The sequence below is a fragment of the Blautia acetica genome, from assembly GCF_038739805.1.
Classification (GTDB): Bacteria; Bacillota; Clostridia; order Lachnospirales; family Lachnospiraceae; genus Blautia.
This window is the reverse complement of the sequence record NZ_JBBEWO010000005.1, coordinates 106049-130491: the sequence shown is the minus strand read 5'-3', so window position 1 is coordinate 130491 and position 24443 is coordinate 106049. Positions and strand designations below refer to the sequence as shown.

The following is a 24443-nucleotide window of genomic DNA, read 5'->3' as shown; positions in this document are numbered from 1 at the left end:
CAAAGCAGCAGGGAACCATAGAAAAGTAGAGGTGAAATGAGTTGATTCTTAAAACTAAATTATTTGGAAAGGTATATGAATTTAAATCTCTTCGGGAAGTTATGGCAAAAGCCAATGAAGAGAAATCCGGTGACAAGCTGGCAGGTATTGCAGCAGAATCAGCAGAAGAGCGTGTAGCAGCAAAGGTAGTGCTTTCCCACATTACCCTGGAGGATTTGCGGAACAATCCTGCCGTGCCTTATGAAGAGGATGAAGTGACCAGAATCATTCAGGACGGTGTAAACGAGGCGATTTACAGAGAACATAAAAATAAAACCGTGGCAGAGTTCAGAGAATGGCTTCTGGATACAGAAACCACAGGCGATATGATTAAGCGTGCTTCCAGAGGTCTTACCAGTGAAATGGTAGCAGCTGTCTGCAAACTGATGAGCAACCTGGATTTGATTTATGCGGCAAAGAAAATCCGGATTTCCGCACACTGCAACACCACCATCGGACTTCCGGGAACCTTCTCTTCCCGTCTGCAGCCAAACCATACCACAGATGACCCGAAAGGTATTATGGCCTCTGTCATGGAAGGTTTAAGCCTTGGCTGCGGGGATGCGGTTATCGGTCTGAATCCCGTAGACGATTCTGTGGAAAGTGTAGCGAGAATTTTAAAGAGTTTTGATGAATTTAAAAATAAATGGGAAGTTCCTACCCAGATTTGCGTACTGGCCCATGTGACCACCCAGATGGAGGCTATTCGTAAAATGCATGCGCCCATTGATTTGATGTTCCAGTCTATCGCAGGTTCTCAGAAGGGAAATGAAGCCTTTGGTCTGACCGCAGCTATGCTGGACGAGGCCCATGATCTGATGATGAGAGAAGCCACCAGCACAGGCCCCAACGTTATGTATTTCGAGACAGGACAGGGTTCGGAACTTTCTTCCGAAGCTCATAACGGCTGGGACCAGGTAACCATGGAAGCAAGATGCTATGGATTTGCAAAGAAATACAATCCGTTCCTGGTGAATACGGTGGTTGGCTTCATCGGACCGGAATATCTCTACGACTCCAAACAGGTTACCCGCGCAGGTCTGGAAGACCATTTTATGGGTAAACTGACCGGTATTCCTATGGGCTGCGACGCATGCTATACCAACCATATGAAGACGGACCAGAACGATATTGAAAACCTGGCAACGCTTCTGGTGGCGGCAGGCTGCAACTACATTATGGGGGTTCCGGAAGGCGATGACTGTATGCTGATGTACCAGTGTACCGGTTATCACGAAGCGGCCAGTTTAAGAGAAGTATTCGGACTTCGCCCAATCCGCGAATTCGATATGTGGCTGGAAAAGATGGGATTCTCCAAAGACGGCAAACTGACACCGCTGGCAGGAGATGCATCAGTATTTTTGAAATAGGAGGTAGCATATCTTGGTAAACGAAAACGATTTAAGAACAATCATTGCACAGGTTCTGCAGGAAATGAATCTGGATTCCAATAAAGAAGAAAAAGAAACCGCGGTTACAGGCTGTGCGTCCTGCTGTAAAGAGCCGAAAATCGAAGAGGGCTGCATTCCTGATGTGACAGAAGTGGATATCCGCAAACAGTATCTGGTAGAGAACCCGGTAAATAAAGAAGCTTATTACGATTTGAAACAGTATGCGCCCTGCCGTCTGGGAATCGGCAAGGCGGGGGCAAGATATAAAACAGACCCGGTACTGCAGTTCCGGGCCGCACATTCCGCAGCACAGGACGCCGTATTCTCTGATGTGGACCAGGGTTTTATTGACAGCATGGGACTGTTTTCCGTAAAGACACAGTGTGAGAACAAAGATGTATATCTGACTCGTCCGGATTTGGGAAGAAAACTGAGCGATGAAGCAGTAAAAACCGTGAAAGAAAAATGCAAAATGCACCCAACGGTACAGATTTTCGTATCGGACGGATTGAGCTCTGCAGCCGTTGCAGCCAATGTAGGCGATGTGCTTCCTGCCATTGAACAGGGCTTGAAGAGTTACGGAATCGACACAGGAGTTCCTTTCTTTGTAAAATACGGCCGTGTAGGCGCTATGGACCAGGTTTCTGAAATTACAGGCGCTGACGTGACCTGTGTATTAATCGGAGAACGTCCCGGTCTGATTACCGCAGAATCCATGTCTGCATACATTGCATACAAAGCGACTGTGGGAATGCCGGAGGCCAGAAGAACCGTTGTTTCCAACATTCACAAAGCAGGTACCATACCGGCTGAGGCTGGCGCCCATATTGCAGATATCATTAAAAAGATTCTGGATAACAAAGCCAGCGGAACGGATTTGAAACTGTAAGACTTTATGGCAAGTGAAAATAAATTCAGAGAGTAAGAGGAGGAAAATCCATGAAACGAGACCCAGTAAGAGCTACAGTCCTTGCATCCAAAATTATCCCCAATGTGAGCCCGGATATGGCGAAAGAACTGAATCTGGAGCCGGGAATGAAATCTCTGGCCCTGATTACGGCGGACAGTGATGATGTTACCTATACAGCTCTTGATGAAGCAACGAAAAAAGCAGATGTAAAAGTGGTTTATGCAAAGAGTTTCTATGCAGGCGCTGCAAATGCAAATACCAAACTGGCAGGAGAGATCATCGGAATTCTGGCAGGTCCCAACCCTGCAGAAGTCAGGAGCGGACTGGAAGCCTGCGTGGACATGATTGAAAATCAGGCATATTTCATTTCCGCAAACGAAGATGATTCCATTATTTACTATGCACAGTGCATTTCCAGAACCGGTTCTTACCTTTCCGAAGGCGCAGGCATTCAGGAAGGAGAGGCCCTGGCTTATCTTATCGCCCCGCCTCTGGAAGCGATGTACGGCGTAGATGCCGCTTTAAAAGCAGCAGATGTAAAAATGTGCGTACTGTACGCACCGCCATCAGAAACGAACTTCGGCGGCGCACTGCTTACAGGAAGCCAGTCTGCGTGCAAGGCTGCCTGTGACGCTTTTGCAGCGGCGGTAGAATTTGTGGCTGAGAATCCTAAAGAATAAACAGGGAGAAAGCCGCAGAAAAGAACAGGCGGCATCCCTGGCGGAGGTAAAGCATGAATGCACTGGGAATGATTGAGACATACGGCTACCTTACGGCAGTAGAGGCTTTGGACAGTGCATTAAAGGCTGCCAATGTATTTTTGGTAGATGTGGTTCGGGTAAGAGGCGGTCTGGTGACTGTGCTTATCGAAGGAGACGTAGGTGCAGTGAAAGCTGCGGCAGATGCCGCAGCGGCTGCAGCCGAAAGAGTGGGAGAAGTGGTAAGCGTGCATGTGATTCCGCGGCCTGATAAGGACGTAAAGAGCATGCTCACTGCACACCCTGAACACCGGAAGAAAGCTGATATGGTACCGGAAGAATCCCCGGCAGAAGTATCAGCAGAAGAGCCGGAGAACACACCCGCCGAAGAACAGAAAGAGCAGCCCGTACAGAAGTCCGAAGAGAGCAGGACAGAAAATCCGGTTGAGGCAGAGCTGGTTTATACCAGAGAGGAAATGGGGAAGATGACCGTAGCCAAACTGAGAACTCTGGCACGGAAACTGAAACTCACCGGTCTGACCCCGCAGGAAATCCGCTTTGCCAAGAAGCAGGAACTGATTGAGGCTATCCTGAAAATTACCGGAGAAAAGAGGTAGATTATGCAGTTATATGACAAAGACCTTTTGTCAGTACAGGAAGTACGCGAACTGGTAGAAAAAGCCAAGTCTGCACAGCAGGAACTGGCAGCAAAAAGCCAGGCAGAGGTGGACAGAATCGTGAAATCTGTGGCACAGGCAGGCGTAAGAAATGCACAGCGTCTTGCAAAACTGGCACATGAAGAAACCGGATTCGGCGTAGAGGCTGACAAAGTAATCAAAAACGTATTCGCCAGCGACGGCGTATACCAGCACATCAAAGATATGAAAACCATAGGGGAACTGAGCCGGGACGAAGAACATAAAATTCGTACCATCGCAGTTCCGGTAGGGGTGATTGCAGGACTGATTCCTTCTACAAACCCTACCTCCACCGCATTGTATAAATCAGAGATTGCCATTAAAGCGGGAAATGCCATTGTATTTTCTCCCCACCCCAACGCAAGAAACAGTATTCTGGAAACCGTAAAGGTTATCCGTCAGGCCATTGCAGAGGCAGGTGGAAATGAAAATCTGGTATCCTGTATTACCATTCCGACCATACAGGCGACAGACAATCTTATGCGCCACCCGGACGTCTCTATGATACTGGCTACGGGCGGTTCGGCTATGGTAAGAGCCGCATATTCATCGGGAACTCCCGCTATCGGCGTGGGACCGGGAAACGGCCCGGCCTATATTGAGAAGACAGCAGATGTGAAACTGGCTGTGAAACGGATTCTGGATTCCAAAACGTTTGATAACGGCACTATCTGTGCTTCCGAGCAGTCCGTGGTATGCGAGGAAGGGATGCGCAGGGAAGTACAGGCCGAGATGGAACGACAGGGCGCTTATTTCCTGATGCCGGACCAGATGAAAAAGCTGGGAAGCTTTATTTTAAGAGCCAACGGAACCATGAATCCCATGATAGTGGGAAAATCTGCACAGGTCATTGCAGATTTGGCAGGAATTGAAATACCAAAAGATACCAGAGTGCTGGTGGCAGAGGAAACCGGCATCGGAAGAGGACACCCGTATTCCAACGAAAAACTGGCGCCGATTCTGGCTTTTTACACAGCGCCGTCCTATGTGGAAATCTGTGAACTCTGTACGGAAATCCTTCACTACGAAGGCGCAGGACATACCTTCTCCATGCACACGAAAGATGAGAGCATGGTAACTTATTTCGCACAGAGAATTCCCGCTTCCAGAATTATTGTCAATACCCCCAGCGCGCTTGGCGGTATCGGAGGAACCACAGGGCTGCAGCCGTCTCTGACCCTTGGCTGCGGCGCTGTAGGAGGAAGTGCAACTTCTGAAAATGTGGGACCGAAGCATTTGATGAACCTGCGCTATGTGGCAGAGGGGCTTTCCGAACTGGAAGACATCCGAAACAAGCTTCCGGACTGTTCCGAAGGTATCTGCAAACCGCAGAAATACGATGATATTGATATTGACGCAGTGGTAAGCGAAATTATCAGGCGTCTTCAGAATTCTTAAACATGAGAAAAGCAAAAGGAGGATATGAATATGGCAGCACAACAGGCACTTGGAATGATTGAAACAAAGGGATTGGTAGCGTCCATAGAAGCAGCCGATGCCATGGTAAAGGCAGCAAACGTGACTCTGATTGGAAAAGAGCACGTAGGAGGAGGTCTTGTAACCGTTATGGTAAGAGGTGACGTAGGCGCAGTAAAAGCAGCTACAGACGCAGGAGCAGCCGCAGCGGAGCGCGTAGGCGAGCTGGTTTCCATCCATGTAATCCCAAGACCACATGAAGAAGTAGAGGCAATTCTGCCATCTGTAAACAGATAATCAGAAACAGAACAAAAGGAGGATACGAATATGGCAGCACAACAGGCACTTGGAATGATTGAAACAAAAGGACTGGTAGCGTCCATAGAAGCAGCAGACGCCATGGTAAAGGCAGCAAATGTGACTTTGATTGGAAAAGAACATGTAGGCGGAGGCCTTGTAACCGTTATGGTAAGAGGTGACGTAGGCGCGGTAAAAGCGGCAACAGACGCAGGTGCGGCTGCAGCGGAACGCGTAGGCGAACTGATTTCCATTCATGTAATCCCAAGGCCCCACGAAGAAGTGGAATCCATTCTGCCCTCTCTTGCAAAATAAAAGCGGCCAGCACAGGCTGCTGGCTTTGTAAACAGCAGCGAGAGGAGGTGGATTACCTGATATGAAAGTGATAACAGAGGCTATATTACGCAGTGAACTTCGGGCATCTACCCCAGAAACTTATACTGTGCCGGAGGGAAAAATCCTCTCTCCGGCTGCAAGAGAATACTTACAGCAGTGTAAAATCCGCATTGAGGACGGGAAAGGGATCAAAACCGCAAAGAAAAGTCAGCAGACAGAAGAGCGGGAAGAAAAACCAGAGATGCAGGCCACAAAAGTTCTGCCTATGCCGGAGGTACAGGTGGAAAAGGAGGCAAAGCCGAAATTTGTGGATTATGAAACCGGCGCTTATTATTATGAGAAACCCGAGCATATGACCCATCTGTATGGCAACACACTGGTACCAAAAGACCATAAGCGGATTTTCTTCCGCGGCAAACTGGACAGTCTGGAAACACTTTTTGTCCTGAATCAGACCATTCTTCAGGAAATGGGAGAATCCCAGAAACTGCTTGATGATTTGCAGGACATTCTGGTGAGCCTGAGAGAAATGATGCGGTGTGATGTCATGGACGAACCTTTCCGCAGGGAATGCATCATTGGACTGAGCCATGCGGAACTGAGGGAACATTCTCATAACCCTATGAAGTTTTACAATGTAAAGCAGATGGTGCTTCCGGATTATACACTGGGCAAGGCTTATGCACTTCTGAATCAGCTAAGGGCAGCCGTCCGTGAAGCAGAAGTGGCAGCAGCAACCGCTTTTCATGAGGGAAGAAGCTACAATAGAGAAGATATTATTCAAGAATTGAACCGAATGTCCAGTGCCATGCACATCATCATGTGCAAGTATCTGGCAGAGGGCTATAAGGAGTAAGCATGGAACAGTTGATAAACAAAGTGCTGGACACCATGACAAAGGCCGGACTGGTAGAGGTAGAGGTTTCCGCCCGCCATGTACATCTCACAGAAGAAGATGTGGAAAAACTTTTTGGAAAAGGGCAGGTGCTGCATGAGAAGCGCCCCCTTTCCCAGAAGGGACAGTTTTTAAGCGAAGAGCGGGTGACACTGACAGGCCCGAAAGGGAAAAAGGAACGCGTGGCAGTGCTTGGCCCTGTGCGGAAAGCCACTCAGGTGGAACTTTCTGTCAGCGACTGCGTAGCCCTTGGGGTACAGGCGCCGCTTCGGGAATCCGGAGATGTGAAGGGCTCTGCCCCTATGATTATCGAAGGACCTGCCGGCAGTATTGCTATTTCCGAGGGAACCATTGTGGCGCACAACCACATTCATGTTCCCACAGAGGTGGCAAAAATGCTGCAGATTTCCGATAAAGAGCATGTCAGCGTAAAAATATTAAGCGAGCGTCCGGTAACCTTTGATGATGTCATTGTCCGCGTCAGCGATGCATTTAACTTCAGAATGCACATTGATTTCGACGAGGCAAATGCAGCGTCAGTCCGGGGATTTACCCTGGGTAAGATTATACGGAAACAGTAAGGAGAGCAGTTGCAGATGGATATCAGGCATGTGGAAGAATTTATGAGACGTGTGGCGGAATCAGAGACGAAGACCTTTCCTGCCAAAGGAAAACTGAAAGTGGGATTAGACCTGGGGACTGCCTACATTGTTCTTGTGGTATTAGATGAAGAAAACAATCCGGTGGCATGTGAGAAGCAGGCAGCCAGCGTGCTGCGGGACGGGGTGGTTGTGGATTATTCCGGCGCCCTGGACATTGTCCGCCGCTTAAAGGCAAAGCTGGAGGAAAGACTGGGCAGAGAGCTGATAAACTGTGCCATTGCCATGCCGGCCGGCACGGAGAGCAGCGCAAAAACCCACAGCTATGTGGCAGAAGGGGCGGGCTTTGAAGTCTCAGCCGTGTTGGACGAACCCAGTTCCGCCAACGCCGTGTATGAGATTCAGGACGGCGTTATTGTGGACATCGGCGGCGGGACCACCGGGCTTGCCATTTTAAAAGGCGGAGAAGTGGTACAGGTAGAAGATGAGCCTACAGGCGGCACTCACCTTTCTCTGGTGCTTGCGGGCAATTATCACGTTCCCTTTGCCGAGGCAGAGGAAATCAAACAGGATTACAGCAGACACAAGGAAATTCTTCCCGTGCTGAAAGCCGTGGTAGAAAAAATTGCCACCATCATCAACCGTTATGTAAAAGGGAAAGATATTGATACCATTTACCTGTGCGGCGGCACCTGCTGTCTGACGGGTATTGAAAAAATCATTGAAAAAGAGACAGGAATCAAAACAGTTAAGCCGGAAAATCCGTTCCTGGTAACTCCGGCCGGAATTGCCATGAACTGTCAGCCTGCATAAGACAGGCAGAAAAAAGCAGAAAGGAGGAGAATCGCGTGGACACAGAGTTGTTAAACGAAATCTGTAAAAGAGTGCAGGAAAAACTGCAGGCCATACAACTGCCTTCCATTCTGGTACTCACCGAAGAACACGGAACTATTTGCCATGAAACGCTGGAGAACACAGAACTTGGCAGATATTACCGCATGGAATGCGCTCTGCTTGCCGATTATCAGTGCAGTGTGAAGGACTGTGAGGCCGTGGTGCTCTATACCCTGTCAAACGAAGCGCTGGGAAAAATTTCCCATGGCATTTTTGACAATGGTTTCACCAGACTTCTGGGACAGGCGCTTTTAGAGGGAAAGAAAATCTATGCCGCAGAAGAAGGCATTGAGCTTTACGAATACCGGGATACCGCGCCCAAGGCTTTTTACGGACGGCTGGAAGCCAATCTGCAGATGTTAAAGGACAGCGGCCTGATGATTGCTGCCCATGAGCAGATACCGGATTTGATTCTGCACGGCGCGGACACAGAAGCCCCGGAGGGGTGTCCGGAAGAGCCGGCCTGCAGCCATGCAGAGGCAGCTGCAGACACGGACGGGGATTGTGCAGAAGAACTGCCGGAAGCTGTACTGGACAAGAAAATCATTACAGAAAAGGATATGATTTCTCTGGGAAATCAGCGGATAAAACGGGTGATAATCAGAGAGAAATCCATTTTGTCCGATTTGGCTAAGGAATATGCAGCAAAACATAAAATTCTCATAGAACGCAGAGACATCTCCTCAGGAAAGAGAGAACAGCGCCTATGAAAACAGGAAAAGTTATCGGAACCATCTGGGCAACCAGAAAAGAGGAAAAACTGGCAGGGCTGAAGCTTCTGGTCATTCAGCCGGTAAATCTGCTGGACGATAAACCCATCGAGTATCCCATTGTAGCGGCGGACATTATCGGCGCCGGAGTGGGAGAAAAAGTGATTTATGTAGGCGGAAGTTCTGCCCGGAATGCGGCAGGGGGAAGGGATATTCCCGTGGACGCCACTGTGGTGGGCATTGTAGACGACCAGGAAATAGAGGAAGACAGGATTTAAGCGGAAAGCGGTGAGGCAATGAGTTTCGTAGAAACCATCAAAGAAGCGGGAATCGTGGGAGCCGGCGGCGCCGGTTTCCCCACCTATGTGAAGCTGAATGCGAAAGCAGAGTATTTTATCATCAATGCGGCAGAATGTGAGCCATTGATTGAAACAGACAAGTATCTCTGCAGGACATTTCCCGAAAGAATTATCAGGACGGCAGTGCGGATTGCAGAACATCTGGAAGCAGAGCACTGTGTCATTGCCACAAAGGCAAAATATAAGAGAGAAATCGCTGCTCTGCAGGCGGAAATTGAACGTCAGAACGCCAGAGTGGAGATTTGCGGTATGAGAACTTTTTATCCCGCAGGAGATGAGCAGGTCATTGTACAGGAAGTCACAGGAAGAAGTGTTCCCGAAAGAGGGCTGCCTCTGGATGTGGGCTGTGTGGTAGATAATGTGGGAACCGTGCTTTCCATTGCAGACGCACTGGAGGGAAAACCTGTTTCGGAAAAGTACCTTTCCGTTACCGGCGCAGTGAAGCACACAGGTATGTATCATGTGCCCCTGGGAACCCCCATTACACAGATACTCGGTGACGCAGAACTTGCAGAACGGGAGTACGCAGTCCTTGTGGGCGGTCCCATGATGGGGAAAATGCTGAGAGAAGAGGAAGAAATCCGCAGAGCTGCGGTGACAAAGACTACAGGAAATCTTCTGGTACTGCCCAAAGACCACTATCTGGTAAAGAGAAGCGAACTGCCAAGAGAGCGTATGATTCGCCAGGCTGCGGCAGCGTGTATCCAGTGCAAAATGTGTACGGATATGTGTCCCCGTTTTATGCTGGGGCATGAAGTAAGACCGAACGTAGTCATGAGAAATCTATGGAAAGAGAGCATGCTCACCGATGCGGCAGAGTATGAAAAAGCGTTTGGCAGTGCAGTGAACTGCTGCAGCTGCGGCGTCTGTGAAATGTTTGCCTGCCCCATGGGACTTTCCCCGAGGAAAATGAATGAATACGCAAAAGGACTGCTGAGAGAAAAAGGCATCAATTCGCAGAAAAACATGCATCCGGAGGCCAGAGAAGCCATACAGAATCGCAAGATTCCCACAGAGCGGCTCATCGCCAGACTGGAACTGACCCCGTATGTCACACATGAACTTCCTGCAGAAAAAGAACTGGAAGTGAAAGAGTGCCGGATTTTACTGTCTCAGCATATCGGCAAACCCGCTCAGGCTGTGGTACACGAGGGTGAGTATGTGGAAAAAAACGATCTGGTGGCCCAGGCGGCGGAAGGTCTTTCGGTAAATATTCATACAGGACTGGCAGGGGTTGTAAAAGAAGTGACAGATACATACATCAGAATCTGTGGAGAGGAGGTATAAAGCATGGGCAAAGCAATCGGTATGGTGGAACTGTCCAGCATTGCAAGGGGAATTGAAACCAGCGACTTTATGGTAAAAGCCGCGCAGGTAGATTTGATACGCTCTTCCACAGTTTGTCCGGGAAAATATATTATCATTGTAGGCGGTGACACAGGAGATGTGAAGGTCGCAATGGAGGAAGGACTGGCAAAAGGCGGCGCTTATGTGGTGGATTCCCTGCGGATTTCCAATGTACACGAACAGCTGATTCCGGCGCTTACCGGAACCGTAGCCGTGGAAAGTCCGGGGGCTGTGGGCGTGTTGGAATTTTATTCCGTGGCTTCTGCCATTCTGGCGGCTGATGAAGCGGCCAAGGCGGCGAACATCACGTTAATAGAAGTGCGTATCGGCTATGCCATTGGAGGAAAGGGTTTTGTAACTCTGACCGGAGATGTAGGTGCAGTACGGGCTGCCGTAGCAGCGGCAAAACAGGATAAAGATTTGTATGTGGAAAGTACCGTTATTCCGCGGCCTTCTCCACAGGTTTTCCAGTCCTTGCTGTAACCACATTGAAAAGAGAAAAAGGCTGCAGCGTCAGACGGGGCAGCAGGAGGAGGTAAGTATGTTTCAGGAATTAATTGACAATATTACCAATGTCGAGGTTTTTACACAAAGTATGAAAGACTGGGTTTCCGGTTTATCTGTAAACTCAGTTATCATTTTAGTCATGATGATTTTTATGATTGTGGGCGCCGTGGATAAAATCCGGGGCAACAAACACGGATACGGAGAGCAGTTTGAAGAAGGATTTAACGCTATGGGGCCGCTGGCTATGGCTATGGCAGGTGTTGTTGCCGCAGCACCGGTACTGGCTATTTTATTAAAACCGATTATCGTGCCCATTTACGAACTGTTGGGCGCAGATGCATCTATGTTTGCCACCACGCTTCTGGCCTGTGATATGGGTGGATACCCCCTGGCTATGGAATTGGCAGGAACGGAAACACTGGGTAACTTCTCAGGCTTGATTCTGGGAACCATGATGGGACCTACTCTGGTATTTACCATTCCGGTAGCCCTTTCCATTATTAAAAAAGAAGACAGACCATATCTGGGCGCAGGTATTCTCGCCGGTATGATTACCATTCCTATCGGCTGTATCGTCGGCGGTCTGGTTATGAACATGACCCAGTACAAGATTAACATTCTGACTATTTTAGTAAACCTGATTCCGGTTATTATCATCGCAGGTCTCATTGTTCTGGGGCTGTGGTTTGCACCGGCAAAAATGATCAGCGGATTTAACAAATTCGGTACAGGCGTTACCATCGTTATTACAGCTTTGACAGCCATCGCTGTTTTTGAGTACCAGACAAAAATTAAATTTCCGTTGTTCAATATCATGGTAGAGCCAAACGCAGACGGTGTCATCCCTCTGGAATCCGGACTTTTGACATGTGGGCAGATTGCTATTGTGTTAATCGGTGCCTTCCCTATGGTACTCTGGATTACCCGTACGTTCGGCAAGGCTTTAAATGCCCTGGGCAAGAAATTCGGTATGGACGAAAACGGTTCTGCAGGTCTGGTAGCAACACTGGCCAACAACATTGCCATGTTTAATATTATGGATAAGATGAACCCAAAAGGAAAACTGTTAAACGTTGCATTTGCAGTCAGTGCAGCCTTTGTATTCGGCGATCACCTTGGATTTACCGCAGGTGTCAATTCCGAAATGATTTTCCCGGTTATCGTAGGAAAACTGGTGGCTGGTATTACAGCGCTGATTCTTGCTAATCTTCTTTCGCCGAAGCTGCTGTCCAAGGTACAGAGCACACAGACAGACAAATAGGAAGATAAGACAAAAAGAGCATTCCGAAAGGAGAGGTGACAGAAATGAACGTAAGTGAAGAACTGATTCGTGAAGTAGTAAAGCGGGTACTGGCGGAATCTGCCAAAGCCGAAACTCCCAAAGAAGATTTTGTAAAGGAAAAAGACCCCAGCGGAATCCTGAAAATTCAGACAAACACTGTAAAATGTGAGCCTTTTCAACAGGAAGGCGTGGCGCTGAAAGATGTGGTGACCCTGGAAGAAGCACCCAGAATGGGATGCGGCATTATGGAACTGGACCACACCAGCTTTGAATGGACGCTGACGTATGATGAGTATGACCTGGTCATTGACGGGGTATTGGAAATTGAGATTGACGGACGCGTGGTAACGGGAAATCCGGGAGATATTATTTATATTCCGAAAAATTCCCATATCCACTTCCAGACTCCTTCCAAGACCCGATATGCGTATTTCGTATATCCGGCAGACTGGCAGTAAAAAGGAGAGAGAAGCATGGATATTCGCTTTGTACGGCCTGAAGAAGAAGCGCAGCTTGCGAGAAATGTGGTGACGGGATTTCCCTCTAAAACGCCGGAGGCTCTGCTTCACAATATGGCGGGAGAATTGAAAAGCCCGGAGGAAGGGCGTTATCTGGGCTGCTTTGATGACAGTGGAAATCTGATGGGTTCTTCTCTTCTCATGGATTTTGAAGTGAATGTACGGGGAAAGCGGATGCAGATGGGCGGAACGGCTTATCTGTCCACCGGCTTTCTCCACAAGAAAGAGCACATCGCCAAAAATCTCGTCCGCGTAGGGCTGGGATTTTTCGCAAAGACGGGCAGAACCGTGGGTGCGCTGCACCCTTTTAACCCTGCCTTTTATTACAAAATGGGCTTTGGTTACTGCAATGAAACCATGATGTATTCTCCCCGTCCCCAGTATATCCGTTCCTACGGTGACAAATCCGGCTTGTCCTACGCAAAGCCTGAGGAGGAAGAGGAAATTCTGGAGTTTTACAGGAAATATGCCGGGAAAACCCACGGGGCGACCCTGCATCCCTTTATGGATAGGCATCGGATTTTTGATATGCCCTATGTGGTGGTGTGCAGAAGAGAGGGCAGAATCACAGGATATCTCACCTTTGAATTTGCAGAGGTAGAACACTATACAGATATGTATCATGACTTGGTTGTGCGGGAGCTTATCTGCGAGGACATGGAGACTATGAAGCAGTTTCTGACGTTCTTTGCCTCCCAGACAGACCAGATAGAACGGGTGCGGATTTATACTTATGAAGAATCTTTCCATATGCTGTTTACCAATCCGGACAGCGGGGAGAATCGGGCCTTTGACGGAGCTATTCAGGAAATCGGAAGAAGGAACATGGGGTATATGTTCCGAATTTTGGATTTGAAGGGCTATTTTGCTCAACAGAATCACGGTCAGCAGCCTGTAGAAAGAGAATTCACGCTAAAACTGCAGGTGGAAGATGACTTCATGGAACAGAATAACGGAAGTATTCTTCTCCATATACAGGAGGACAAGGTGCTTCTGACCCGTGACCGGGAAGCTGATGTGGTGCTGAAAACCAATATTGCGGATTTATCCTCCCTTGTTATGGGCGCCATTCCTCTTTCGGCTTTTTTGTGGACAGGAAGAATGGAGTGCAGCGACAGGAAATATGAGGAAGATATTCAAAGAGCCATTGGATGGAAGGAGAAGCCGAAAAACTATACCTATTTTTAAAATTCCAAGAAGTGTGTCCTGGGGAAAAGTTCCGGATACACTTCTTCTTTTGTGCTTGAAATACCTTTTAAATCAAGATATGATGAGAGATAACAACACTTGGAAGAGATTTTATGGGAGGGAACAAAATATGTCAGAATTACGGTTTGAATGTATCAGGATGCAGGGGGCTGATTTGGGGCCGGAATCTTGTGTGCCGGATTTATTGGGGGAACATATTTTACAGAATCATCTGGAATTTCGTCTGGATGAGGAGGATGAAATTTATGAGGGGTACGGGCGCAGAAAAAATGCCTATCCCTACCGGCAGTACAACAGTTATACCAGAAAGCTGAAAGAAAAAGAGATTTCCACGGCAATACTGGAAAATCAGTATTTAAAAGCGGTATTTCTGCCGGAATACGGAGGAAGACTCTGGGAACTGTGGGATAAGACAACGGGTACAAATCTGCTTTATACCAATGACGTTCTTCAGTTCAGCAATCTGGCTGTGCGGAATGCCTGGTTCAGCGGTGGTGTAGAGTGGAATATGGGCATTATAGGCCACACCCCTTATACCACAGCGCCTTTATATACGGCAGTCACAGAAACACAGACAGGGGCGCCGGTGCTGCGTATGTATGAATATGAGCGTATAAGAAAAGTTCCTTACCAGATGGACTTCTGGCTGGAAGAGGAGGACCGGGCTTTAAACTGCAGAATGAGGATTGTGAATGAGAGTGAGGAAGTCATTCCCATGTACTGGTGGAGCAATATGGCAGTTCCGGAATATGAAGACGGCCGAATTGTAGTTCCGGCAGAAAAAGCCTTTACTTATGCAGACGGCGCAGTATTCAAAGGGGATATTCCCATGGTAAATGGCGTTGATGTGACGGATTACAAGAAAATTCCGAAATCTGTAGATTACTTTTTCGCTATTGATGAAGAAAAGCCAAAGTATATTGCAAACCTGAATAAAGAGGGATACGGGCTTTTACATACCTCAACCAAAAGACTAAGGAGCAGAAAGCTGTTTTCCTGGGGGAATGGGCAGGCTTCTGACCACTGGCAGGAATTTCTCACAGACAAGGCAGGAAGATATGTGGAAATTCAGGCAGGACTTGGGAAAACACAGTACGGCTGTGTGCCTATGGCGCCTCACACAGCCTGGGAATGGCTGGAACAATACGGCCCGGTCACACTGCCAAAGCACATAAAAGAGAAATCTCATAAAGAAAGAGAAGCAGAATTAACAGCCGTTTTAGAAGTTGGAAAAAGAACAGCGTCCATGGAAGAAAAGCTGAAAGAAACCAGGCCCATGGCAAAGCGGAAGGCAAAGCTGGTGAACTGCGGAAGCGGATACGGTGCATTGGTCCAGAGAGGCAAATGGTCAGAACATCTGGAATTTTTAGCTGTGTCTGATTCTCTGAACATCTGGAAACACTTTTTTGAGACAGGAGTCCTGCATAAACCGGCTGCCGGAAATGTGCCGGATGAGTTTCTCATAGACGGAGAAAATCTGCAGTTCCTTGTGAATACACTGGAATCTTCCAATAAGGACAACTGGTATGCCTATTATCACGCGGGAATCGGATATTATCAGAAAGAACATTATAAAACTGCGGAGAAACTTCTGCTCCAGTCCTGTGACTTGGAGAAAAATCCGTGGACCAATCACGGGCTGGCCTGTGTCTGTTTGCTTACAGAACGCCCGCAGGAGGCGGCAAAATGGATACTGCAGGGACTGCAAATGGAAAATCAGAATGTATCTTACTTAAAAGAGGGCTTGAAAATTTTGCATCTATGTGAAGCATATAAAGAGATTGTGGACTTCTTTGAGAAACAGGAAAGCCAGGTACAGGAGATAGGAAAACTGAAATTTTACTATATTTCTGCTTTGCACAGACTTGGAGAAGACAGGAAGGCTTATGAAATTCTGGAACAAGACGGAGGACTGGTCATTGACGATATACGGGAAGGTGAGGAGTCCATTGCACAGCTCTGGAGTGAATTGTATGAAAACCTGCATTCCGTAAAGGCTGCGATTCCGTACCGCTATGATTTTAAAGCGTTTTAGGATATAGAAATTTAAGAAAACTCATCTATACTTTTATCAGGAACAATAGTATAATAGAAAAGATTACAGTCAAAATACGATATTATAATTACAGGAGGAAACGGAAAATGCTCCATGCATTCTCACGTTCAGAAGAACTATTAGGAAGGGAAGGGCTTCAGAAACTGGCTAATTCCCGCATTGCAGTTTTTGGTATCGGCGGAGTGGGCTCTTATGTGGTGGAAGCTCTGGCAAGAGCCGGGGTAGGCTCTCTGACTTTGGTAGATCATGATGAAGTCAGCCTGACCAATTTAAACAGACAGTTGGTGGCGCTGCGCTCCACAATGGGCAAAAAGAAAGTGCTGGTAGCAAAGGAGAGAATTCTGGATATTAACCGGGACGCGGTTGTCCATACTTACGACACCTTTTTTGGCGAGGAAACAGCAGATTTGTTTGATTTTTCAGCCTTTGATTATGTGATAGATGCCGTGGATACCGTATCGGCCAAGCTGCTTCTGATTGAGAAGGCGAAGGAAGCGGGAATTCCCGTGATTTCCTGTATGGGAACCGGAAACAAGCTGAATCCGTCCTGTTTTCAGATAGCGGACATCTCGAAAACCAGCGTGTGCCCGTTGGCGAAAGTTATGCGCGCGGAGTTAAAAAAGCGAAGAATCAAGAAGGTGAAAGTGCTGTTTTCCACAGAAGTGGTGGCAAAGAAAAAACGGAAAGAGCCGCCGCTGGAAGTCAGAAGCGGCAGCAAAAGACCGGTACCGGGCAGCGTCTCCTTTGTGCCAGGTGCGGCGGGGCTGATGATTGCCGGAGAGGTTATTAGAGACCTGGTATTTCAGAAATAAATAAAAGAGGTATTCAGATGGAAAATAAAATAGAAAATCGATTCTGCAGCTGTCTGGGAAGCGACAATGTGAAATGGAAGGAACCTATGAAAAATCATACGACCTTCCGCATTGGAGGACCGGCAGACTATTATCTCTGCCCCCACAGCACAGCAGAGCTGCAGAAAGTCATAGAAATTTGTAAAGAAGAGAATCTTCCTTTCTTCGTACAGGGAAACGGAAGCAATCTTCTGGTCAGCGACAGAGGGTACAGGGGAGTTGTGATTCAGCTTGGAAAAAACTTCAGTGATATGGAGGTAAAGGACGAGCGGATTCTGGTAAAAGCAGGGGCTCTTTTGTCAAAGACGGCAAAAGAAGCGTTGGATGCAGGTCTGGCAGGCATGGAAGCCGTATCCGGTATTCCGGGAACCATAGGCGGGGCGGTAATGATGAACGCCGGTGCTTACGGCGGTGAGATGAAAGATATTGTGGAGTCTGTCACTGTGCTGAACCAGGAGGGAGAACTTCTTACCCTGTCGGTGGAAGAAATGAAGATGGGATACAGAACCAGCATTGTAAAGGAAAAAGGCTATATTGTAGTCTCTGCTGTGCTGAAGCTGCGCCGGGGCCAGCGGCAGGCCATTCGTGAGCAGATGGAGGACTATAAGGAACGCAGAGTGACAAAGCAGCCTCTGGATATGCCAAGTGCAGGCAGTACGTTTAAAAGACCGGAGGGATATTTTGCAGGCAAGCTGATTATGGACGCAGGACTTCGGGGATTTTCAGTGGGCGGCGCTCAGGTGTCTGAAAAGCACTGCGGCTTTGTGGTGAATAAAGGAGATGCCACGGCCCAGGACGTATTGGATTTGATTCATGAAGTACAGAGACGGGTAAAAGAGCAGTTTGGAGTAGAACTGGAACCGGAAGTGCGGTTTCTGGGAGAATTTTAGGAGGAGCTATGCGGTTTGTAATTGTGACGGGCATGTCGGGAGCCGGCAAAAGTACGGCACTGAAAATGCTGGAGGATATGGAGTATTTCTGCGTAGACAATCTGCCTGTGCCGCTGATTGACAAGTTTGTACAGCTGATTCATGACAGCGGTCCGGGGGAAATCGAAAAAGTAGCCATAGGAGTGGACATCCGAAGCGGAAAATCTCTGGATGAACTGGTATCCGTGCTGGAAAATATTCAGACTCCGGGATTGGGAATGGAAATTCTCTTTCTGGACGCAGATGAGGATGTGCTGGTAAGAAGATATAAAGAGACAAGGCGCAGTCACCCTCTGGCCGGAAATGGAAGAGTAGATGACGGTATTCGCAGGGAACGGGAAAAACTGAGAACCTTAAAAGAATGTGCGGATTATATTCTGGACACCAGTAAACTGCTGACCAGAGAACTGAAGGCAGAACTGGAAAAAATCTTTGTGGAGAACAGGGAATTTAAAAACCTTATGGTAACGGTACTTTCCTTTGGATTTAAGTATGGAATTCCCCAGGATGCGGATTTGGTCTTTGATGTGCGTTTCCTGCCGAACCCCTATTATCTGGAGAATCTCCGTCCTTTAAGCGGGAATGATGCCCCGGTTCGGGATTATGTGATGAATTTTGAGTTGGCGCATACCTTTTCAGACAAACTGGAGGACATGATTCGTTTTCTGATTCCGAACTATATTACAGAAGGCAAGACTCAGCTGGTCATTGCCGTGGGCTGTACAGGCGGCAAACACCGTTCGGTAACCCTGGCGAATGAGCTGTACCGCCGTCTGGGCGAAAACGAGGAATACGGAATCAGAGTAGAACATAGAGATATAGAAAAGGATGGAAAAAAATGTCTTTCTCCGGAAACGTAAAAGAGGAGCTGCTTCGCCAGGAAGACCCTGCCAGACATTGCAGGATTGCGGAGCTGGCTGCCATTATTGCCTTTCACGGCGAGATTGTCCGTCTGTCAACCAAAAAAATTATTCTCAGGTTATCTGCGGAAAATGAAAGTATTATAAGAAAGTGCTTTACATTACTGGAAAAAACGTTTAAAATAAATGGCGAAGTTTCTATTGATAAAAGAATAGTCAAAAAAAACAACCGATTTACAATTGACGTAGAGGACCCGGAGGAAACTGTGAAGATTTTACAGGCTGTGAAGCTTTTGACAGCGGACAGAAGACCTATACACAGTGATACCCTGGTCAGCCAAATGGTTATTCAGAAGAATTGCTGCAGACGTGCATTTTTAAGAGGTGCATTTCTGTGTGCCGGCTCTATCAGCGACCCAGAGAAGTTTTATCATTTTGAAATCGTGTGTACGACTCCGGCGAAGGCCCTGCAGCTGCAGGAAATCATCCAGTCTTTTGAAATTGATGCCAAGATAGTAAAACGCAAAAAGTATCATGTTGTTTATGTAAAGGAAGGCGCACAAATCGTAGAACTTTTGGGACTTATGGGAGCAGGAGTGTCTCTTATGAACCTGGAGAATGTCAGGATTCTGAAAGGGATGCGCAACACTGTAAACAGAAAGGTGAACTGCGAAACAGCGAATATTAACAAAACGGTAAATGCCGCTGTGAAGCAGATGGAGGATATTATTTATATCCGGGATACCGTAGGTCTCCACAGACTGCCGGAAAATCTGGAAGAGACAGCTTTATTGAGATTGGAATATCCACAGGCATCATTGAAGGAACTTGGAACTTTACTGTCAATCCCTGTAGGAAAATCCGGTATTAATCACAGACTGCGGAAAATATGCAGCATAGCAGAGGAGCTCAGAGGAGTCAAGGAGGAACAAGTATGATTAGAAAGTCCATTACTATCGGAATCTCAAACGGTCTGGAGGCAAGACCTATCGCAATGCTTGTACAGGTAGCGAGCCAGTACACAAGCAACATTTACCTGGAAAGCGAAGCAAGAAAGGTGAATGCCAAGAGCATCATGGGAATGATGAGTCTTGGATTGGATAACGGGGAAAATGTAACAGTATCCGTAGACGGTGCTGACGAAGAAGAAGCTATGAAGAGCATAGAGGAATACCTGAGTAATAAAGCGAAATAATAGGAAGAGGAAAATATAAAGAGAATGTGAGCGGCCAGCCGGAATTCCATCTGCGAAATCCGGCTGGCTCTTTTTGCGGAAAAGTATCTACTTCTGTCCCTCACAGGGGATATTTTCGCCCCGTGCCACGGAATACTGCTGGCGGAACCAGTAAGTATAAAAATCCTCAAATCCCAGGGCTTCATATAGCTTTTTTGCAGGACGATTCCCTTGCACCACCTGCAGATAAGCAAAAGCCGCACCGCGCTGTCTGGAGGCTTCCAGCAGTGTTTCGCAGATAGCCCGCCCAATTCCTTTTCCGCGGAAGTCCTGGTGTACGTGAATGGCATAAAGCCCTACATAATCCCGGTCCAGAATACCTAGTCCCGTTCCGATGATTCTGCCGCTATGCCATGCGCATACGGCCAGAGTGTCCTTTGGAATGGCTGCATACATGGAAGGGACGATTTTTAAATGGGTCTCGTTTGTCATTCCTTTCATGGCAAATAGCCCTTTCAGCCACTGGTCTGAAATTTCCGTATGAAGGGTGATATTTGGATTCTGCTTTCCGGACGCCTTATATGCATACAGGCTCCGTGTCATTACCTCTGTTACATGAGCCATGAAATACCCGCGTTCCATCAGCCTCTGGTCAAAAGAACTGTCCAGAAGAGGGTTAATCTTGTAAATGGCCGGAGTTCCCCATTTTTCATAAATGTCCTCACAGTAATCCAGCTTGTCCTGTAAGGGAATAGAAGAATGGCCAAGCTGCTCAATACAGTTTGTTCTGTGCGTATAAAAATAAGAAAACCGGAGAATCCAGCCGTCATATATCTGCATTTGATAAGAAGGCCAGGCATTTAGCGAAAGGTCTTCCATGATTTTGATTTTCTGCTTTGTATCCATAGCGGTTTCCACCTTTTGCATTGCTATTTGTTTAAAGCATTAAACAGTAACATTATTATAATGGAAGCCGGGGGAAGAATCAAGACCTGTCTTGCAATCAGGAGAAAGTTGTAGTAGAATCGAGAAAGAACAGAAAATACAGGAGGCAAGATAAAATGAAAACAGAAAACGCTTGGAAAAAATACAGTGACAAAACAGAAGTTTTTGATTTTTGCGAAAAATATAAATCCTTTATGAGCACCTGCAAGACAGAGCGGGAATGTGTGACTGAAATGGTACAGCAGGCAGAAGCAGCCGGATACCGCAATCTGAATGAAGTGATTGAAAATGGCGAGAGCCTGAAGCCGGGAGATAAAGTATATGCCAACAATATGGGAAAATGCCTGGCTATGTACATTATCGGTGAAGAACCCATGGAAAAAGGTATGAGAATCCTGGGCGCGCATATTGACTCCCCAAGACTGGATTTGAAACAGAATCCTTTATACGAAGACCAGGAACAGGCACTTCTGGACACTCATTATTACGGCGGTGTGAAGAAATATCAGTGGGTGACCCTTCCTATGGCGCTTCACGGGGCTGTGGCAAAGAAAAACGGCGAAGTAGTGAATGTGGTTATCGGTGAAGACGGGGATGACCCGGTAGTTGGTATTTCCGACCTGCTGATTCATCTGTCTGCAAAGCAGCTCCAGAAAACAGCTGCAGAGGTCATTGAGGGAGAAAACCTGAACGTGCTGGTGGGAAGCATGCCTTTGGACGGTAAGGAAGAAGAACCGGTCAGGGCGCAGATTCTCTCCATTTTGAAAGAAAAATATGATATGGAAGAGGAAGATTTCCTTTCCGCAGAATTTGAAGTAGTACCGGCAGGTCCGGCCAGAGATTACGGTCTGGACAGAAGCATGATTATGGCTTACGGACATGATGACCGAGTTTGCTCTTACCCTTCCTTTATGGCGACTCTTGCACAGGACAAAGTAAAATATACCTCTGTGTGCCTGCTGGTAGACAAGGAAGAGATTGGAAGTGTGGGAGCTACTGGTATGCAGTCCCGCTTCTTTGAAAATACCACAGCGGAAGTGATGTATGCAGCAGGACAATACAGCGAACTGCTTTTAAGAAGAGCGCTGAAAAATTCCATGATGCTGTCTTCAGATGTAAGTGCAGCTTTTGACCCTAATTATCCGGAAGTGATGGAAAAGAAAAACAGCGCATACCTGGGACACGGTATTACCTTCAACAAATACACCGGCTCCAGGGGAAAAGGCGGCTCTAATGACGCCAACCCGGAATACATTGCGAAACTGCGCAAAATTATGGATGACAACCAGGTTTCCTTCCAGACAGCAGAACTTGGAAAAGTAGACCAGGGCGGCGGCGGAACCATTGCCTACATACTGGCCAACTATAATATGGAAGTCATTGACTGCGGTGTGGCAGTGCTGAATATGCATGCTCCATGGGAAATTGCAAGCAAAGTGGATATCTATGAAGCTTACAGAGGATACTGCGCTTTCCTTGCAGCGGAAACGAAATAATAAATTGGCACTATACATCTGTGCCGAAAAATGTTAATATAGATTATATTATGAAAACATGAAGGCAAAGTTGTAAAGTGAGGAGTACACAAATGTCAAAAATACTGAAAATTATAGTGAATCTGGTGGTTCTCTTTTCCATAATCATTGCAGCCGCTCTTCTGGTACCTCCTTTTGCCGGGGTGGATACGGTTATGAACGACAATACCGGAACAGATACAAACCTTCCGGTAGGTTCTGTGGCCTACGGAAAGAGCGTCAATGTAAAGAAACTGGAAAAGAAGGATAAGATTATCTATAACGAAGGTTCCAGCACCTACATTTATGAGATTCAGGATATGGATGCCAGTGCAGGCGTTTATCAGGTGAAAGATGTCTACAGCAAAAGCAGTGACACTGAAAATATCAACTTGAACAAATCTGTTCCTAAAGTTGTGGTAGTGGTTCCCTTTATCGGATATGCAGCTATCGCTCTTCAAAGCAAAGAAGGTTTGATAGTAGTAGGCGTGGGAATTGTTTTCCTGGTGATTCTCTTTATTCTCTCAGAACTGTGGCGAAAAGACAGGGATGATGAGGAGGAAGACGAAGATGAGGACGGCGATACGGACGAGGAAGAAGATGAGGATGAAGACGAAGAAAAACTCAGCTTCCGGGAACGCCGCCGTCTGAGAAAGGAAGAAAAGCGCCGCCGCAAACTGGCGAAGAAAGGACTTCTGGATGAGGAGGAGGACGAAGAACTTCCGCCGGCTTCCGCAGAGAAAGAAAGTCCGGAACTTCAGGGCTTTGATGATGCCATGAAGGATGCGATGTCTTCCATTGCTATGGGTGTTGCAGCGGTCAGTGAACCGGAGCAGACACCAGATGCTACCATAGTTATGCCGAATGCAGAAGAACTGGAAAAGGCAGCACAGGAAGCGGCAGCAGAGCCGATGGAAAAAACTGTGCAGAGCAGCACGGAAACAGAGCAGCCGGAAATTCCTGTTGAACCGGAGACAGAAATTTCTGATTCTGAGAACTATAATAATATAGAAGAAACAGAATCTGAAGAGGCCGAAGAGGAGATTCCGGTTGATGTAAATGCGGTACCGAAAAGTCCAAGCGTACAGGAACTTCTCGCCAAAGCACAGGCAGCAGGAGAAACTCCGGAAGTCAAGACCGACGAAGAAAATAAAGTTACATTGCTGGATTACTCAGATATTGTATAAGAAGAGAAAACTGTCCTATGGAACAGCCGTCAGGAATACAACAAATTCCTGATGTGCGTTACTGGGGCAGTTTTTTATGGTTCGGACAGTTCTTTGTTATGTATGGGAAAAAATACAAAAAAATATAAAAACTCTTGAAAAAAAGCTTGCATTTTGGAAAAACTTCCATTATACTAACAAGTGCTGTGACATGATAGCTATGAAGCGCGAGGTTGCTGTCAAAGACAGGTTTTCCGTGGAGCGAATGTCAAGTTAGGAAACTGACGACAAGTCACTGTATTACATCTAAAGACTTACCACTAAGGTGGGAGTGTGTGTAGAAATCAAGATGACACACACGGGAATGTGTACAGTCGCCGCTTGTCGTACTAATTAAAAGTGCGAAAAGGAGGAGACTTTTTTTATGGCAAGTCAAGTAATGAGAATCACTTTAAAAGCTTATGACCATCAGTTAGTAGATGCGTCAGCAGGCAAAATTATCGAAACTGTTAAGAAGAATGGAGCAACTGTTAGCGGACCGGTACCGCTTCCTACAAAGAAAGAAGTAGTAACAATCCTGCGTGCAGTTCACAAATACAAAGATTCCAGAGAACAGTTCGAGCAGAGAACTCATAAAAGACTGATTGATATCATTGCACCGACACAGAAAACAGTTGACGCTCTGGCAAGACTGGAAATGCCGGCTGGTGTTTACATTGATATCAAAATGAAACAGAAATAATTCTGTTTAAGGTTAAGAGAGATTATCCTTACAAGGTTGATATAGAAGCAATGCTTTAAGCATCCACTTATGTTGACTGTTTGTCTAGGATGATTGCACAT

27 protein-coding genes are annotated in these 24443 nt (G+C 47.1%); 26 read left to right on the top strand and 1 reads right to left on the bottom strand.

The features are described from left to right. Positions 1-41 precede the first annotated feature (41 nt). From WBS51_RS05365 to WBS51_RS05255, 23 genes are all read left to right on the top strand, one after another. The gene (locus WBS51_RS05365) at positions 42-1409 is read left to right on the top strand and encodes an ethanolamine ammonia-lyase subunit EutB (protein WP_173748230.1); all 1368 of its coding nucleotides are present in this window, start codon (positions 42-44) and stop codon (positions 1407-1409) included. A 13-nt stretch (positions 1410-1422) separates the two neighbouring features. Further along, the gene (eutC, locus tag WBS51_RS05360; protein ID WP_330489604.1) at positions 1423-2319 is read left to right on the top strand and encodes an ethanolamine ammonia-lyase subunit EutC; all 897 of its coding nucleotides are present in this window, start codon (positions 1423-1425) and stop codon (positions 2317-2319) included. 50 nt (positions 2320-2369) lie between these two features. After that, the gene (eutL, locus tag WBS51_RS05355; protein WP_173748233.1) at positions 2370-3020 is read left to right on the top strand and encodes an ethanolamine utilization microcompartment protein EutL; all 651 of its coding nucleotides are present in this window, start codon (positions 2370-2372) and stop codon (positions 3018-3020) included. 53 nt (positions 3021-3073) lie between these two features. Further along, positions 3074-3655 (top strand): BMC domain-containing protein, encoded by a 582-nt coding sequence (locus tag WBS51_RS15220; RefSeq protein WP_173748235.1) that lies wholly within the window; start codon positions 3074-3076, stop codon positions 3653-3655. Positions 3656-3658: 3 nt separating this feature from the next. Continuing rightward, positions 3659-5134 carry an acetaldehyde dehydrogenase (acetylating) gene (locus WBS51_RS05345; RefSeq protein ID WP_173748237.1) on the top strand — a complete coding sequence of 492 codons (1476 nt, stop codon included), beginning with the start codon at positions 3659-3661 and terminating at the stop codon, positions 5132-5134. Positions 5135-5164: 30 nt separating this feature from the next. Then, positions 5165-5449 (top strand): ethanolamine utilization microcompartment protein EutM, encoded by a 285-nt coding sequence (gene eutM / locus WBS51_RS05340; RefSeq protein WP_173748239.1) that lies wholly within the window; start codon positions 5165-5167, stop codon positions 5447-5449. Positions 5450-5479: 30 nt separating this feature from the next. After that, a complete protein-coding gene (eutM, locus tag WBS51_RS05335; RefSeq protein ID WP_173748241.1) occupies positions 5480-5764 on the top strand; it encodes an ethanolamine utilization microcompartment protein EutM in 285 nt (94 codons plus the stop codon). Positions 5765-5825: 61 nt separating this feature from the next. Beyond that, the gene (locus WBS51_RS05330) at positions 5826-6641 is read left to right on the top strand and encodes an ATP-binding protein (protein WP_173748243.1); all 816 of its coding nucleotides are present in this window, start codon (positions 5826-5828) and stop codon (positions 6639-6641) included. 2 nt (positions 6642-6643) lie between these two features. Next, positions 6644-7261: a phosphate propanoyltransferase gene (gene pduL, locus WBS51_RS05325; protein ID WP_294460609.1), complete on the top strand. Its 618-nt coding sequence runs from the start codon at positions 6644-6646 to the stop codon at positions 7259-7261. 15 nt (positions 7262-7276) lie between these two features. Then, complete coding sequence (gene eutJ / locus WBS51_RS05320; protein WP_173748247.1) at positions 7277-8092, top strand: ethanolamine utilization protein EutJ; 816 nt, start codon at positions 7277-7279, stop codon at positions 8090-8092. A 35-nt stretch (positions 8093-8127) separates the two neighbouring features. Continuing rightward, positions 8128-8883 carry a hypothetical protein gene (locus tag WBS51_RS05315; protein ID WP_173748249.1) on the top strand — a complete coding sequence of 252 codons (756 nt, stop codon included), beginning with the start codon at positions 8128-8130 and terminating at the stop codon, positions 8881-8883. Then, positions 8880-9161: a EutN/CcmL family microcompartment protein gene (locus WBS51_RS05310; RefSeq protein ID WP_173748251.1), complete on the top strand. Its 282-nt coding sequence runs from the start codon at positions 8880-8882 to the stop codon at positions 9159-9161. Before WBS51_RS05315 ends, WBS51_RS05310 begins: the two co-directional genes overlap by 4 nt. An 18-nt stretch (positions 9162-9179) precedes the next feature. Further along, complete coding sequence (locus WBS51_RS05305) at positions 9180-10529, top strand: 4Fe-4S dicluster domain-containing protein (protein WP_294460601.1); 1350 nt, start codon at positions 9180-9182, stop codon at positions 10527-10529. 3 nt (positions 10530-10532) lie between these two features. Next, on the top strand, positions 10533-11072 hold the full coding sequence (locus tag WBS51_RS05300) for a BMC domain-containing protein (protein ID WP_294460599.1): 540 nt from the start codon (positions 10533-10535) through the stop codon (positions 11070-11072). A gap of 58 nt (positions 11073-11130) precedes the next feature. Continuing rightward, complete coding sequence (locus WBS51_RS05295; protein WP_294460596.1) at positions 11131-12357, top strand: ethanolamine utilization protein EutH; 1227 nt, start codon at positions 11131-11133, stop codon at positions 12355-12357. Between the two features lie 44 nt (positions 12358-12401). Next, a complete protein-coding gene (locus tag WBS51_RS05290; RefSeq protein ID WP_173748259.1) occupies positions 12402-12836 on the top strand; it encodes a cupin domain-containing protein in 435 nt (144 codons plus the stop codon). A gap of 15 nt (positions 12837-12851) precedes the next feature. Beyond that, complete coding sequence (locus WBS51_RS05285; RefSeq protein WP_291683185.1) at positions 12852-14084, top strand: GNAT family N-acetyltransferase; 1233 nt, start codon at positions 12852-12854, stop codon at positions 14082-14084. Positions 14085-14214: 130 nt separating this feature from the next. After that, positions 14215-16140 (top strand): DUF5107 domain-containing protein, encoded by a 1926-nt coding sequence (locus WBS51_RS05280; RefSeq protein WP_294460587.1) that lies wholly within the window; start codon positions 14215-14217, stop codon positions 16138-16140. A gap of 107 nt (positions 16141-16247) precedes the next feature. Then, positions 16248-16973, top strand: a complete 726-nt coding sequence (locus WBS51_RS05275; protein ID WP_173748262.1) for a tRNA threonylcarbamoyladenosine dehydratase — start codon at positions 16248-16250, stop codon at positions 16971-16973. 17 nt (positions 16974-16990) lie between these two features. Then, entirely contained in the window at positions 16991-17902 is a 912-nt protein-coding gene (gene murB / locus WBS51_RS05270; RefSeq protein WP_291683183.1) for a UDP-N-acetylmuramate dehydrogenase, read from the top strand. Between the two features lie 8 nt (positions 17903-17910). After that, positions 17911-18801, top strand: a complete 891-nt coding sequence (gene rapZ, locus WBS51_RS05265) for an RNase adapter RapZ (RefSeq protein ID WP_173748266.1) — start codon at positions 17911-17913, stop codon at positions 18799-18801. After that, positions 18780-19739, top strand: coding sequence for a DNA-binding protein WhiA (gene whiA / locus WBS51_RS05260; RefSeq protein WP_294460584.1), 960 nt, complete (start codon positions 18780-18782; stop codon positions 19737-19739). Before rapZ ends, whiA begins: the two co-directional genes overlap by 22 nt. Beyond that, entirely contained in the window at positions 19736-19996 is a 261-nt protein-coding gene (locus WBS51_RS05255) for an HPr family phosphocarrier protein (protein ID WP_173748271.1), read from the top strand. Before whiA ends, WBS51_RS05255 begins: the two co-directional genes overlap by 4 nt. Positions 19997-20083: 87 nt before the next feature. Here the strand turns inward: WBS51_RS05255 and WBS51_RS05250 are convergent, their stop codons facing one another. After that, the gene (locus tag WBS51_RS05250; protein WP_173748273.1) at positions 20084-20881 is read right to left on the bottom strand and encodes a GNAT family N-acetyltransferase; all 798 of its coding nucleotides are present in this window, start codon (positions 20879-20881) and stop codon (positions 20084-20086) included. Positions 20882-21036: 155 nt separating this feature from the next. On the opposite strand from WBS51_RS05250, the gene WBS51_RS05245 reads away from it, so the two are divergent. The 3 genes from WBS51_RS05245 to rpsJ all read left to right on the top strand — a co-directional run bounded on the left by WBS51_RS05245 (position 21037) and on the right by rpsJ (position 24342). Then, entirely contained in the window at positions 21037-22416 is a 1380-nt protein-coding gene (locus WBS51_RS05245; RefSeq protein ID WP_294460577.1) for an aminopeptidase, read from the top strand. A 92-nt stretch (positions 22417-22508) separates the two neighbouring features. Further along, positions 22509-23621: a hypothetical protein gene (locus WBS51_RS05240; RefSeq protein ID WP_294460575.1), complete on the top strand. Its 1113-nt coding sequence runs from the start codon at positions 22509-22511 to the stop codon at positions 23619-23621. A gap of 403 nt (positions 23622-24024) precedes the next feature. Then, positions 24025-24342, top strand: coding sequence for a 30S ribosomal protein S10 (gene rpsJ, locus WBS51_RS05235; RefSeq protein ID WP_003022820.1), 318 nt, complete (start codon positions 24025-24027; stop codon positions 24340-24342). Positions 24343-24443: the final 101 nt, after the last annotated feature.